The sequence below is a fragment of the Gemmatimonadaceae bacterium genome, assembly GCA_035606695.1.
Lineage (GTDB): Bacteria > Gemmatimonadota > Gemmatimonadetes > Gemmatimonadales > Gemmatimonadaceae > JAQBQB01.
On record DATNEW010000023.1, the window covers coordinates 128,911 to 143,537 of the forward strand.

11 protein-coding genes are annotated in these 14,627 nt (G+C 64.5%); 6 read left to right on the forward strand and 5 right to left on the reverse strand.

Annotated features, from left to right (window positions below; translation table 11 throughout):
- The first annotated feature begins 260 nt into the window (after positions 1–260).
- Positions 261–608, forward strand: coding sequence for a PadR family transcriptional regulator (locus VN706_10365; protein ID HXT16021.1), 348 nt, complete (start codon positions 261–263; stop codon positions 606–608).
- Positions 609–614: 6 nt separating this feature from the next.
- The gene (locus VN706_10370) at positions 615–3,362 is read left to right on the forward strand and encodes an ABC transporter permease (GenBank protein HXT16022.1); all 2,748 of its coding nucleotides are present in this window, start codon (positions 615–617) and stop codon (positions 3,360–3,362) included.
- Positions 3,363–3,458: 96 nt separating this feature from the next.
- Here the strand turns inward: VN706_10370 and VN706_10375 are convergent, their stop codons facing one another.
- The 5 genes from VN706_10375 to VN706_10395 form a co-directional block, all read right to left on the reverse strand.
- The gene (locus VN706_10375; GenBank protein ID HXT16023.1) at positions 3,459–4,595 is read right to left on the reverse strand and encodes a hypothetical protein; all 1,137 of its coding nucleotides are present in this window, start codon (positions 4,593–4,595) and stop codon (positions 3,459–3,461) included.
- A gap of 28 nt (positions 4,596–4,623) precedes the next feature.
- On the reverse strand, positions 4,624–5,676 hold the full coding sequence (locus VN706_10380; GenBank protein ID HXT16024.1) for a DUF4956 domain-containing protein: 1,053 nt from the start codon (positions 5,674–5,676) through the stop codon (positions 4,624–4,626).
- Positions 5,677–5,778: 102 nt separating this feature from the next.
- Complete coding sequence (locus tag VN706_10385; protein ID HXT16025.1) at positions 5,779–6,309, reverse strand: hypothetical protein; 531 nt, start codon at positions 6,307–6,309, stop codon at positions 5,779–5,781.
- 96 nt (positions 6,310–6,405) lie between these two features.
- Positions 6,406–6,795, reverse strand: a complete 390-nt coding sequence (locus VN706_10390) for a plastocyanin/azurin family copper-binding protein (protein ID HXT16026.1) — start codon at positions 6,793–6,795, stop codon at positions 6,406–6,408.
- Between the two features lie 101 nt (positions 6,796–6,896).
- On the reverse strand, positions 6,897–7,166 hold the full coding sequence (locus VN706_10395) for a hypothetical protein (protein ID HXT16027.1): 270 nt from the start codon (positions 7,164–7,166) through the stop codon (positions 6,897–6,899).
- 798 nt (positions 7,167–7,964) lie between these two features.
- Between VN706_10395 and VN706_10400 the strand changes: the two genes are divergently transcribed.
- From VN706_10400 to VN706_10415, 4 genes are all read left to right on the forward strand, one after another.
- A complete protein-coding gene (locus tag VN706_10400; GenBank protein HXT16028.1) occupies positions 7,965–11,369 on the forward strand; it encodes a SusC/RagA family TonB-linked outer membrane protein in 3,405 nt (1,134 codons plus the stop codon).
- A 95-nt stretch (positions 11,370–11,464) separates the two neighbouring features.
- Positions 11,465–13,123 (forward strand): hypothetical protein, encoded by a 1,659-nt coding sequence (locus VN706_10405; GenBank protein ID HXT16029.1) that lies wholly within the window; start codon positions 11,465–11,467, stop codon positions 13,121–13,123.
- Entirely contained in the window at positions 13,123–13,632 is a 510-nt protein-coding gene (locus VN706_10410) for a hypothetical protein (protein ID HXT16030.1), read from the forward strand. The genes VN706_10405 and VN706_10410 overlap by 1 nt, the downstream gene beginning before the upstream one ends.
- Positions 13,633–13,692: 60 nt before the next feature.
- Entirely contained in the window at positions 13,693–14,541 is an 849-nt protein-coding gene (locus VN706_10415) for a DUF4397 domain-containing protein (protein ID HXT16031.1), read from the forward strand.
- The last annotated feature ends 86 nt before the right edge of the window (positions 14,542–14,627 follow it).

A 14,627-nucleotide genomic window follows, 5' to 3' on the forward strand; every position in this document is an offset into this window, starting at 1 on the left:
GTACCGCCCGCGTTGGCGGGAAGCTGAGTCGCGCGCCACCGAACGCTCGTCCGGATTGAACTGTCCAACAACGACCGAGTCTGACAAGATCTGACAAGATCTGAACCGTCCAGGGCGAGAGCACGCCAGCCCGCCGAAGATCTACAGATCTGGTCAGATCGTGTCTGATCTGTTCGTTGTTCGAGCTTTTTTGGAGTCCAGAACTTGTCCCCTCGCGGTCCACACCCTATTTTCCCCTCTAACACAGAGGGGACAACACCATGCTCGATCCCGACGGCGGACTGCTCCGCGGCACGCTCGATGTACTCATCCTCAAGGCACTGACCTGGGGTCCGCGGCACGGATACGCCGTCGCCGAGTGGATCCAGATGATCACGGACGGCGACCTCCTCGTCGAAGAAGGCCCGTTGTACACCGCGCTGCACCGACTCGAGAAGAACGGCTGGCTCACGGCCGAGTGGGGATACTCCGAGAACAACCGCCGAGCGAAGTACTATCAGCTCAGCCGCAGCGGACGCGCACAACTGCGCACCGAAGTGTCATCGTGGGAACGCTACGCGCGCGCCGTCGGCAAGGCGTTGGCCGCCTCCTCCCCCGCGCTCGCATAACACGCCATGCGCCGGGCGTTCCGCATGCCGTTCGGCAAGCACCACATCGCGCGCGAGGTCGACGACGAGCTCGCGTTCCATCTCGACATGCGCGTGCAACGGCTGGTCGCCGCCGGGTGGTCCTACGATGACGCGCGCCATGAAGCCCTGAGACAGTTCGGCAACGTCGACGCCGTGCGCAGCTCGTGCATGACGCTCGACGAACAACGCGAACGAGCGAGGCAACGAACGAACATGATGGCAGATCTCTTACAGGACATCGCGTACGCGCTCCGCACGCTGCGCCGCAACGCCGGCTTCACGGCGGTGATCGTGATCGCGCTCGCCGTCGGCATCGGCGCGAACACGGCGATCTTCACGCTCATCGACGCCGTCCTGATGCGCATGTTGCCCGTCGCGCATCCCGAGCAGCTCGTCGTCGTCGGCGATCCGTCGCGCATCGGCGGTCTCTCGGAAGGGTCGGTGCGCACCGACCTGCTCTCGTATCCGCTCTACAAGGACATTCGCGGCGACAATCCCGTCTTCAGCGACGTCCTCGCGTCGGGCCGCACCGGTCGTCTCGACGTCCAGGTCTCGAGTGGCCGAGAGCTCGAGCATCCGCACGGACGATTCGTCTCGAGCAACTATTTCAGCCTCCTGGGCGTGCCGGCGTTCGCGGGACGCACGTTGGACGCGCACATGGACGACGTGACCGGCTCGTCGCCAGTCATCGTGATCAGCAATTCCTATTGGACGCGCCGATTCAAGGCGAGCAATGACGCGATCGGCAGCACGGTGACGATCGACGGCGTGAAGATGACGATCATCGGCGTTACGCCGCCCGGATTCAGCGGCGAGATCGTCGGCACCTCGACGGACCTCTGGTTGCCGATCTCGATGCAGCCGTCGCTCCAGCCCCATCAGAAAATACTCAACGATCGCTCGGCGAGCTGGGTGCTGCTGCTCGGCCGCCTCAAGCCCGGCGCGACGCTCGCGCAGGCGAAGCTCGTATTGCCCGACATCATCAAGCGCCACGTGCTCGCCGGCGGCCCGCAGTCCCTGTCCCAGGAATTCGCGGCCGACAAGCACACCTACTACGTCAGCGACGGATCGAAAGGATTCTCCCGGGTGAGAACGACCTTCCAGGCGCCGTTGATCACGCTGATGATCGGCGTGGCACTGCTGCTCTGCATCATCTGCGCGAACGTCGCGAACCTGCTCCTGGCGCGCGCCGTCGCCCGCGGTCGCGAGATGAGCGTGCGTCTCGCGCTCGGCGCCGATCGCTCGCGACTCGTGCGGCAGCTGCTGACCGAAAGCGCGGTGCTCGCGGTATTGAGCGCGGCGGCGGGACTCCTGGTCGCCTGGTGGGGCAGTCGTGCACTGCTCACGATGGCGGCCGATGGCGGCACCATCCCGCTGCGATTGAACATGGATTTCACCGTGCTGGCGTTTACGGTGGTCGTGTCGATCGCCGCCGTCGCGCTGTTTGGCCTCGCGCCGGCGGTGCGTGCGTCGCGCGTCGATCTCGCATCCACGATGCGCGCGGGCGCCACCGCCGTCACCGGCTCCGCGCTCGGTGCTCGCGGACGCAGGGCTCCGCTCGGCGCGCTGCTCGTGACGGGACAAGTCGCGCTGTCGATCGTGTTGCTCGTCGGCGCGACGATGCTCGTGCGCAGCCTTCGCAACGTGCAATCAACGGACATCGGTCTCGACCGCGATCATCTCGTGCTCGTCGACGTCGATGTCACCTCGCGCGGGATTCAAGGCCCGCTGCTCGGCCCGTTCGCCAACAAGCTGCGCGACCGGCTCGCGGCGGTGCCGGGCGTGAAAGAGGTCACGTTCTCGGAGAATGGCATCTTCTCCGGCACCGAGTCGGCTACGAACATTCAGATTCCCGGTTTCGCAATGCGGCAGCCGAGCGACAGCAATGTCGCGTACGACCAGGTTGGCGCGGGCTATGCGCACGCGATTGGAGCCCATCTCCTCGCCGGGCGTGACATCGCAAAGTCCGACGAAGCCGGTGTACCGCGCGTCGCCGTGGTGAATGAGTCGCTGGCGAAGTTCTTCTTCAACGGCGACGCCGTCGGCAAATACATCCACTTCAACGACAGCGTGGCGGTGCAGATCGTCGGCGTGCTGGCCGACACGCGCGACCACGAGCTGGCCACCGCGCCGCTTCGCCGCATCTATTTCCCCTTCGTCCACGCCGCCGACAGTCTCAACCTCGGCTGGCCGGGATCGCTGCGGTTGGAGGTGAGTACGAGCGGCGATCCCACGGCGCTGGTGCAGCCGCTGCGCAAGGCGGTCCAGAGCGTCGATCCGCTCTTGCCGATCGACGGCGTCGATCCGCTCGTCACGTTGATTCGCGACACGATCACGCAGGAACGTCTGCTCGCGAAGCTCGCGACAGCGTTCGGCGTGCTGGCGTTGATTCTCGCGGCGGTTGGACTGTACGGGGTGATGACGTATGCCATCTCACGCCGCACGGGAGAGATCGGTCTGCGCGTGGCGCTCGGTGCGCAGCGCGTGAATCTGGTGAGCATGGTGCTGATCGACGCGATGCGATTGGTCGTGCTTGGCGTGGTGATCGGCCTGCCGCTCGCGTTGCTGAGTGTGCGACTGTTGCGCGCCCAGCTGCACGACGTGGCGCTCATCGATCCGGCGTCGATCGTCCTCGCGGTGGGTGTGCTCTCGGCGGCGGCGGTGGCGGCGGTGTTGTTGCCGGCGCTCCGAGCGTCGTCGGTGTCGCCGATCGTGGCGTTGCGCTCGGAATAGCCTGTCATCCCGAGGAGCGAAGCGACGAGGGATCTTCTGTCCGGTTAGAGCTCTCTACCGGGAAAGAAGATCCCTCGCTGCGCTCGGGATGACGCCTTACTTCTTCTTCCCCAAACACGCCTCGACGATACTCGCCTTCGCCGCGCGCGGATCATTGATCGTCTTGTAGAACTGATCGAAATACCCCAGCGTCTCATCCACGACGCTCGGCCGAATCAACTTGCCGACCGTATCGCGATACAACGCGTAGATCGAATCCTTCTTCGCGTTGAACAGCGCGAACACTTTGGGATACTCCTCGTCCGGCACGCAGTAGCCGCGATACAAGCGATCGCGCACGCTGTTGATGTGGAGCCGGGGATCCGGCGTCGCATAGCGCGCGTTGACGGCGCCGGCGAAATCGAAGTCATACACGATCGGCAAATAGTCGCCATTGTTGCGGCCGAGCAGCTCGGCATTGTGCAACGCTGATAGCGCGAAGTCGGTATTGCCGATGAAGTATTGAAAGACGCCGACCAGCGCGTCCTGATAGGGCTCGAGATCGCCGGGACCGGCGCCGGTGATCTTGAGCATCTTGCCGTTCATGCGCGCCGCGACGGCGTCGGGATCCTCCTCCATGAAGCCGTAGCGCGTCGCCTGGACCTTGCCGCTCGCGCTGTCCTCGTACGTGATGCGCATCAGCCGCACCGCGTGGCTGGCCGGCGTGAGCAAACGATACACTCGGTATAGCTGATACTCCTGCAGCAGATACTGCTCGTACGCGTCGTCGTCGCGGCAATAGTTCACGAGCTTCGGCTTGTCGAGGCCCTTGAACACCGTGTGCTTCGTCGCTTCGCTCGTGAAGTTGATCCGCAGCGGCGGAAACTCACACGTCTTGAGACGCCAGATGCCGCGCGTGCGCACCCTCGCCGGCACCGAGATCATCCCGCCGCTGTCATTCTTGTACCTGAACACCGCCTGGCGATACGGCGCATTCGCATCGCGATCGCTCCGAATGCGCTTGACGTCGATCACGAGCGTGACCGGCAGCGGCTCGCTGCGCTCGAAGAAGCGCGCAACCGCGAGGCTGTCGTGCGGCATCTTCGCCAGCTTGGCGCGCTTCACCGTATCGCGCTTCGCCTGCGCCGCGAGCGACGTGTCCTTCGGCGCGCGAGGCTTTGGATTCTGCGCCGCGCCCACGCCGGCGAAGAGACCCCATGCGGCCACGCCGGAGATCGACGTGAGAAATCTCATAGTGAAAACAGGGTCGCGAGCACGCCGCTCAGCGCGCCAGTTCGGCGTCGACCAACTCGGGACCACCGGTCGCAACAACGAGCGCGAGCAGTTCGTCGGGCGTCGTGCGCTTGCGCGTCTGGACGACATACTCGAGCACGCACGTCCCATCGGGCTCCATCGAGACGCCGCCGAGTTTCCAGCGCTTCGTCGTGTCCTCCAGCCGCGCCTCGACCAGTGGACGCGTGAGACCCGAGTCGCGCGTGCGCAGCCGCAGGCGGGTCTCGGTGCGCACCTCCTCATCGCCGCCCTTGCCGTGTCCGTCGGGGTGATTCTCGCGCGCGCGGCGCCACGCCCGCTTCGCGACGCCTTCGAGCTGTTCCGCCGTCATGTTGCGCAGGACTTCGTCGTCGATGCGCGCGACGAACGTTCCCGTGCGCGCCAGCTGCCGCGCGCGCTCCAACCGCCGCTCGGCCAATCTGCCATCGAGCGCCACGGGCGTGCGACCGAAATCCGTCATCCAGAGAATGACGACGACCGCGTTGAACAACACGGAAATCACCATCGCCACCGGCATGTCGACCGCGGCGGCAATCCCCAAACCGGTCACGAGAAACACGTAGACGGCGTCCTTGCTATCGTCGAGCGAATTGCGGAAGCGCACGGCCGCGACGACGCTGCCAAGCCCGAACGCGAGCGCGATGCTGTACTTCACGAGCACGATCACGCCGGCGATCACCGTCGGCAGGACGATCAGCAATTGCACGATCGACTGCTGATAGCCGCGCCGCGCCCGCGTCAGCGTGTAGATCCACGCAACGGGCAGCGCGAGCAGCGCGGAGCCAAGCATCGCCAGAATGACGGTGACGGCGAGGGTGCCCTGGTCGGTGGCGACACTCACCGCATTCTTTCCGCTGCCGCGGATGGTGCCGGTCGCGTCGCCGAACAAGGCGTCGAGCGAGTCCGTGGTGATGAGATGCGTGCGCGGCAAATAGCGCCACGCGACGGCGCCGACGCCGAAGATGAATGCATAGAACACGACGACCCGCGCGAGCACGCGTGCCGACGTTGGTGCAGTCGAGCGAGATGTGGAAGGCGGCATCGCGACGCGGGGGCCGAGTGAAGGCTCGGCAATTCTCGCGCGCCGCGCGGGGTTCCGCTAGGCGCGAACCGCCTATTGCAGACTAGTGCTGGCTAGTGATGGCTAGTGCAACAGCGGTGGGCCCGAACGTCCAGCGCTTTTTGTGGCCTTGAGCTCTTCGTCGGCGATGGCTTTCTCCGCGCTCGCCTCGAGGTCGACCGCCTTTGCATACTGGGTCGCATTCAATTCGCCGAATGCCTTCTCGCGCGCGGCGAGATAGTTGTCGTGCAGCTCCGCGCTCGTGCCTTTCACGAACATCCGCGCGTCGGCGACTGAATCGCGGTGCTCGCGCGATTGCTCGCTGAATATGAGTCCGCCGCGGAAGACATGCTGCACCGAGTCGAGGCGCCGCATGAGCGGCGCATTCGTTGAGTCGAGCGTCCGCTTGAGCGCGACGATGTGCATGAACTGCGAATCCGACAGCGCGAGCTCTTGCCGGTGCGCGATCAGCAGGTTCACGGGATTGACCTGCCTGGGAATGTCGATGCCCGGTTCGTGCGCGATCTTGCCGATGCCGCGCCCGCGACCGCCGAATCCGCCGCGCTGCGCCGCACAGACGCCGGGGACAAGAACGAGCACAGCGATGAATCGCATTCGAATTCGAAACACAGACGCCTCACGCATACCGAAAAGAAAACGCCCGCACCGCGCGAGCGGTACGGGCGTCAGACGGCAAACCGAAGCAGCCGCCTATTTCACCAGCACCGTCCCCGTCATCACAGCGTGTAACGTGCACTGATAGGAAAATGTTCCCGCGGTCGGGAACGCCTTGCTGAAGGACCCGCCCGGGCCTTTGTCACCCGAATTGTCACCGCTGAAGGTGACGTTGTGAATGGACACGCCAGACGGCCACGACCACGTCACCGTGGCGCCGGGCGATACCTGAATGTTGGACGGATCGAAGAAGTCGTCGCCGACGGTCACGGCCGTCGTGAGAACTGGATTGGACGGTGACGAGGGCGTGGTCGGTTGCGTCGGCCCCGTCGGTCCGGTGACTCCCGTCGACGTGCCGCTGCTTCCACCGCACGCTGCCGCGACGGCAACAACGCTTAATGCCAAAAATCTGAATGAGGATCGCATGGTCTCGAGCTCCGGTTAATGGCGGGTACCGACGCCACGAATCCAAAGCTCGAGATCACGGTTCCTTTCGCAAGCCCCGCGCGGGCAAACGCGGGCAAATCTTAGCGGCGGCGATTTCCGCGTCCGCGCGACGACGAACGACCCGTTGCCTTGTTCACGTCTTCGCGATTTTCCTCGATCACTTCACCAATGTGACGCGCGCGCAAACCTGCTTGCGCTCCGTCGTCCGCGACGGCGCCGCCGAGCCGCACATCGTCGCGCACGGCGTCGACACCGCTGGGATCTTCGAGCAGATCGTCGACATCCTCTTGCCGGACGCGGAAGCGTCCATCGACATCGCGGCCATTGTGCGTCTTGTGACGTTCACTCATGCAACTCTCCTCGTGAGACAAGGTCTGAATTCGTGCACCTCGCATTCAATGAGGCAATCCCCAGGCCTCGACTCGCGGCGGCGAGCGGCGCGGGCCTTGCCTTTTTGGTTCTCGAAGGGAGGCGGATGTGAGAGACGTGACGAACTCGGCACTCATGCGCGGGGGCGACACCGTTCGGTTCGCTGCGTGCTGTAGAAGGTTTCGGAAGCACGGATCGACGTCACGGATGAGGCGGCGGATGCGAGCGCGCGGCGTGTCGTCCTGAGGGCGCGGACGAGGGAAAAGGCATTAGCACGGAATTGGGTACGGCGACGTTCTCGGACAGGCACGGAGACAGCGTTGACTGACAACGGCAGTTGACTGCCGTTGACGCCCTCTCCGTGCCGATCCGAGAACGTCGCCGTTCATGGTCCGTGGTCATTAATTTCGAGACTCGAATGAGCGTGCTCTTATTATGAGTGTGTTCATTGGCCGGAACCGCCCCTTCATCCCCGGCGGATGCGCGCCGCGCCAGCGTCGAGGGAACCGCCTCCCGACTGAGGGGCCCTCCCCGGCAACCGAGGGGTCGTTCACTGTCCTCAGGATGACAGGGGTTTAGGAGGCCAGACCGAGCGGCCGGTCGATCGCCGAAGGCACTCCGACGCCCAAAACGCCTGTTTGGCCCCGAAAAAGCCGGCGTGACTTGCGGGGGCCTGCGCTGGGTTACAGTATCTGGCGGCTCCACAAGGCCGTCTCATCCCCAGAATCGGCCTTTGCAGCATGGCACCAGACGGATTACCCCACCGTTCCGAGGTGAACATGAAGCGCTTGTGCTCGTCCCGCGGTTTCGTCCTCCCCCTAGCGGCCCTACTTCTAGCGGCCCTACCCGCCTCCACCGCCCTCGCGCAGCAGCAAAGCGCATCAATCACCGGCACCGTCAAGTCGGAAACCGGCCAACCGATCGAAAACGCCAACGCGTACATCCAGGAGCTCAATCTCTCCACGGGTACGAACGCGCAGGGTCGGTTCACGCTCGTGATTCCCGCCGAACGTGTCCGGGGTCAGGCAGTGGTGCTCCGCGTGCGCGCGATCGCGCACCTTGCCCAGTCGCGCCCCGTGACGGTGCGCGCCGGCAACCAAACCATCGACTTCGAGCTGAAGAAGGACATCAATCGTCTCGAGGAAGTCGTCGTCACCGGCATGTCCGGCGCGACGGAGCAGCGCAAGACGACGTTCGCCATCACCGCGCTCACGGCGGAGCAGGACATGCCGGTGGCCTCGGTGACGCCGCTCGAAGGACTGGCCGGCAAGGTGGCGGGTGCGTCGGTCGTCGGCGGTAACGGACGTCCCGGCACCGCGCCGGCGATCCTGCTGCGCGGCGCGCACTCGATCAACGCGACGAACCGCGGACAGGGCCCGCTCATCATCGTGGACGGCATCATCCTCAACGGCAACTCCACCGACATCGATCCGGAATCGATCGAGTCGGTCGAGATCGTGAAGGGGGCCGCCGGCGGATCGATGTACGGATCGCTGGCGGAGAACGGCATCATCTCGATTCGCACGAAGCGCGCGACGAACGAGTCGCGTGCGCTGCGCATCGACGCGCGTCAGGAAACGGGCTTCTCGGACATCCAGGGCACGTATCACTTCCCGACGACGCAGATGCTGCAGATGAACGAGGACGGCACGCGCTTCTGCATCAATCGGTCGGGCCTGCCGAACTGCGCGCAGACGGTCGATTGGGATACCGAAGCGGCGCGCATCAACAACGTGCCGACGGCGTTCACCGCGACCCCCTACGCGCTCGTGCGCGACTACGGCTTCTCGACCGCGCCGCCGAGCACGCAGTACGAGATCAAGGGTCTGTTCATGATCAATGAATGGCCCAAGCGCTACAATCCGGTCGATCAGGTGAAGGCGTCGAACGCGTACATCAATTCGACGGTGAGCCTGACCGGAAAGAACGGCGGGACGAGCTACTTCTCGAGCTTCAACCAGACGATTCAGAACGGCGCCGTGAAATACCAGCAGGGCTATCAGCGCCAGTCGGGCCGCGCCAACGTCGATCAACAGATCGGCTCGGACTTCACGACGTCGCTGCAGATGATGTTCAGCCGCGGCCGCCAGTTCCCGGATCAGACCAGCTGGTTCGGCGTGACGCGCACGCACGCGGGCGCCAACCTGAATCAGTTCGACGCGTTCGGCCGTCTGTACTACCGCCCCGACATCACGTCGGAGACGTCGCAGGACTCGAACGACAACCCGAACTACTTCCAGCTCTATCGCAACGTCGGCGAGACGGACATCAACCGCTATCTCGGGTCGATGACGTCGCACTACACGCCGACGGGTTGGCTGACGTTCGAGGCCACGACGGCGATCGACGAGCGGCGCACGAGCGGCGCGTTCGTGACCGACAAGGGCTTCCGCACCGCGGCATCCACGTCGGCGAACGACGGCAACATGAGCACGAGCGACAACTACGATCTCTCGTACAACGTCCTCGTGAACGGCACCGCCACGCACAACTTCGGCAAGGATCTGGCGACGCGCTGGGACGTTCGCTACAGCTTCGACGACCAGAACAGCCACAGCGAGTCGGGTTCGGGCAGCACGCTCACCCTTCCCGGCCTGCAGACGCTGCGCAACGCGACGACGTCGCTGCAGCCGTTGTACACCAACAACGCGCAGCGGGCGCTCGGCTACTCGTCGGGCCTCAATCTCGATTACAAGGATCGCTACATCCTCGACGGCTCGATCCGCCGTGAAGGCAGCTCGCTGTTCGGTATCGCGCAGCGCTGGCACGACTACTCGCGCGCCTCGCTCGCGTGGCTGGCGTCCGAAGAGCCCTGGTGGTTCCTGCCGAGCCAGATCGATCAGTTCAAGTTCCGCGCGGCGGTCGGCACGGCGGGTGGCCGTCCCGCGTTCGATCAGCAGTACGAGGTGTACAACCTTGGCACCGGCGGTTCGATCACCGCATCGACGCTCGGCAACAAGGATCTGCGTCCGGAGCACGCGCTCGAGACCGAGTACGGCATCGACGCGGAGTTCTTCCACAAGTACGGCCTCCAGCTGACGTACGCGCGCGACATCACGACCGACCAGATCATGCAGGTGCCGCCGTCGGTGTCGTCGGGCTTCTCGTCGCAGTGGCAGAACGCCGGCACGATGGACAGCCGCACGTGGGAAGTCTCGCTGAACGTGCCGCTCATCAACCACCGCAGTCTCGCGTGGACGAGCCGGTTGAATTGGGATCAGACCCGGTCCTACATCACGGCGATGAACGTTCCTGACTTCTTCGCCGCGAACACGAACTCGAACATCCGCTACGCGGTGGGCGAGCGATACGGCAACGTGTACGGCTGGCAGTTCGTGAAGAGCTGCGGCCAGCTGCCGTCCGACTTCCAGGGTCGCTGCGGCGCCGGCAAGGATTTCCAGGCGAACGACAAGGGCTACATCGTCTGGGTCGGCGCGGGTAATTCGTGGCAGGACGGCGTGACCAAGAACCTGTGGCAGGCCAAGCTGCTCGGCTGCACGGTGAAGGGCGTGCCGACGAACACCATCACGGGTTCGGCGAACTGTCTCGCCGCGGGCGGCACGGTCAACACGCCGTGGGGCCAGCCGACGATGAACTGGGGCATGCCGATCGAAGTGCGTGACTCGACGGGCTTCCACAAGCTGAGCCTCCTGGGCAACAGCCAGCCGCTGTGGCACGTGACGTGGGCGCACAACGTCAGCTTCAAGCGCGTGAACGGCTACCTCTTGCTCGACAAGATGTTCGGCAATCACGTATACAACGAAGATCGCCAGTGGTCGTTCGGCGACTTCATGGCGGCGGACGAAGACCAGCGCGGTCAGTCGGTCGAGACGGCGAAGCCGATCGGCTACTACTGGCGCGCAACGGCTCCGGACAACGGCGCCGGCGTGGGCGGCTTTTACAGCGTCCTTGGTCCGAACTCGGTGAGCTTCGAGGATGCGAGCTACCTCAAGCTTCGCGAAGCGTCGGTAACGTACAACATCGGCGTGCTCAGAAAGCTGCCGGGTGATTGGAGCTTGAGCATCATCGGGCGCAACCTGTATACGTGGACCAAGTACCAGGGTTGGGATCCGGACATCGGCGCGGGTGGTGGCAATACGAACTCCGGCGCGATCTTCTCCGCGCAGTCGTCGGCCTATCCGGCCAGCCGCACGTTCTCGTTCACGCTCGGCTCCAAGTTCTAACCACCAGCAAACTAGCAACACGCGCGCGGGCGCTTTCACGATCGTTCAGGTTCCCTCCTTCCCGCGCGCGTGTCTCCCGACTCCGAGGACACAAGATGAAGTCGATTCACCGCCTTGCCTCGTTTGCATCGGCGTCGCTGCTGGTACTCGCAGCGTCCGCCTGTAACCAGGATCTGACGGTCGATAACACCACGAACCCCGACGTGCTGCGCGTGTTCGCGCTGCCGTCGGGAATCGAGGGCACGATCGCCAGCTCGTTCCAGTCCGTTCACAACGCCATCCACCACACCAACGATCCGGCGCTGTACCAGCAAGCGCTGTCGCTGGGGTTGGAGAGCTATTCCTCTCTTAACAATTTTCTCAACGGCCCGCGCGTGGACATTCCGCGCTCGCCGATCGCGAACCAGAACGGGTCGTCGACGATCTTTTCGGAATTCAGCTCGCTCGAGCGTGCGGCGCGTCTCGACGCGAATGCGCTCGACGCGCTGGCGCGCTTGATCGAAGATCAAAAGAGCACCCTGGGCTCGGACGCGCAGAACCTGCGCGCGCGGGCGATGGGCTTCTTCGGGATGGGTGTGGCGACCGGTTGGCTCTCCATCATTTACGACTCGGCGGGCATCGTGGGACCCCGGATGCCATCCGATTCGATCCCGCCGCTCAGCGGCGCGAAGGAAGTCGCCGCCGCGGCGCTGGCGTACCTCGACAGCGCCTATGCGTACGCCAACAATGCGACCGCCAGCGCCACGGGCGGTTTCCCGACGCCAACCGGCACGAGCTGGTTCGGCAACGTCGGGTTGAGCGCCGATCAGTTCAAGCGGCTCACGCGCTCGTACAAGGCGGTGTTCCGCGCGGGCGTGGCCCGCACGCCGGCGGAGCGGAATGCGGTCGACTGGTCGCAGGTCATCGCCGACGCCGAGAACGGCATTCAGTCGGATCTGATGGTCACGGTCGGCTCGACGAGCGGTTGGTCGCTCGGCTACATCAGCACGATGTACCAGGACGCGACGTGGAGCGAGCTGTCGATGATGTATCTCGGCATGGCCGACACGTCGGGCGCGTACGCGAGCTTCATTGCGACGCCGATCACGACGCGCGACGGCAGCAAGCTGATCGTGCAGACGCCGGACAAGCGGTGGCCTGCGGGTGCGGACCGAAAGACGCAGCAAGGGAATTCGTCGGCGTCGCCCGCGAACGCGAGCACCAAGCCGTACATCGGCAATCGCACGCTCGCCGATCCGTCGGGCGCCGGCTGGGGCATCTCGAATTACGACTACTATCGCTACAAGTACATTCGCAACAACAGCCAGACCGGTCTCTATCCCGAGTTGATGAAGGCGGAGATCGATCTCCTCGCGGCGGAAGGCTACATCCGCAAGGGTGACATTGCCTCGGCGGCGGCGAAGATCGATTTGACGCGCGTACCGAACGGGCTCGAGAAGCTGAGCGGCGTGGTGACGTCGGCCACGCAGGCGGTGCCGGGCGGATCGCACTGCGTGCCGGAAGTTCCGTCGCCGGATGGGACGGTGTCGTGCGGCAACATCATGGAAGCGATGAAGTACGAGAAGCGCATCGAGACCGCCTTCTCCAGCTTTGGCCGCTGGTGGCAGGACAGCCGCGGCTGGGGCGACTTGATCACCAACACCGCGTACGAATATCCGGTGCCGTATCAAGAGATGCAGGCACGTCAGTCGCGCTTCTACAGTCTGGGTGGTGGGCTGCCGAGCAGCGCCACCAAGGGTACCTACGGCTTCTGATGAAGATGATGCAGTCACGCACCCGCTTCGGTCGTGCTCTGATGGTGGCGGCGGCGCTCTTGCCGACGGCCGAAGCGTGCTACGTGTACACGCCGCCTGACAGCGGCGCTGTCCCTGCCGGCGAGCTGGTGGAGTTGGACATCAGCGACGTGGGCCGTGTCGGGCTTGGAGAGCGGTTCGGCTCCGGGCTTGCCGCGGTGCAGGGCCGGTTGGTGCAGTCGAGCTCGAACGAATACGTCGTCAACGTCTATCGCGTGTCGCAGCTCAACGGTGCATCGGCGATGTGGAGCGGCGAGATGGTTCGCCTGGACCGGTCGTACATCGGCACGGTCAAGCAGCGCGAGTTCTCTGCTTCACGAACCGCGCTGCTCGTCGGATCGGCGGTCGCGGGCGTGGCAGTCATCGCGCTCGGGGCGCATTTCATCGGTCACTTCGGTGGCTATCCCGATCCGGATCCCGGCACTGGCGTTACGCCGGCCTCGCTCCGCGTTCCCGTTTTTCACCCGTAAGCTCGACGCGATTCATTACGCGATTCACTGAATGATTTCGGAGGAATCCTGCAGATGCAGATGAAGACCTTGAAAACGTTGCTCTCGCTTGCGCCGCTCGCCGTGTTCGCGGCGGGGTGCAAGTACGACACCAGCCCCATCATCGCCCCCAAACCGCCGATCGCGTTCACGCGGTACGTGCATGCGGTGCCCGACTCGGGCGGCATGGACTTCCGGTTCGTGGACGTCATCGAGAATTCGCCGGTGACGTTCGCGATGAACTTCCGCGGCACGTTCCCAGGCTCTGGCTACTCGGAGACGGGCGCGGGCAGCCGGCACCTCCGCGTGTTCCAGAGCGGCAACGCGGCCGATCCGACGCTGAATACGCCGGAGATCGTCTCGAAGGTGTTGTTCGACACGACGTTCAATTTCGTGGCGAACACACACTACACGATCATGGTCGCGGGCAACATGCGCGCGGGCCAGGGCAAGCTGTTCATCCTGACGGATGATTTCGCGGATCCCGGCAACGGCGTCGAGGTGCGCGTCGTGAACGCCGGCGTGGGCACCGTGGACGTCTACACGTCGAGCGCTGGTGGCAGCACGGCGCTGCCGTCGTCGGCGCTGGTCGCGGGTCTCGGCAGCTTGAGTGCGTCGAAGTATGTGCCGACGTCGACGGCGTCGGCGATGTTCCTGCGCGCGGTCAACGCGGGCACCAAGACGGTCCCGGCGCTGGTCGAGGCAGCGATGCCGGCCGGTCTGGCAGCGGATCAGCCGAACGATCTGACGGCGGTGGGTGGTATCGCGCAGCCGGGCAGCGTGATCACGGCGTTCCTGATGCCCAAGTCGGTCGCGGGCAGCAAGGCGACGAGCTTTACGACGGCGGGAATCGTGTACATCGTCGACAAGAATCCGAATAGCGGGTTCTGATTCGGCGACCTCGATCTCGTACGAGCGAAAGCGGGGCGGCGCATGTGCGCCGCCCCGCTGTGTTTTTCTTGTCGCGTGTTTCGCTT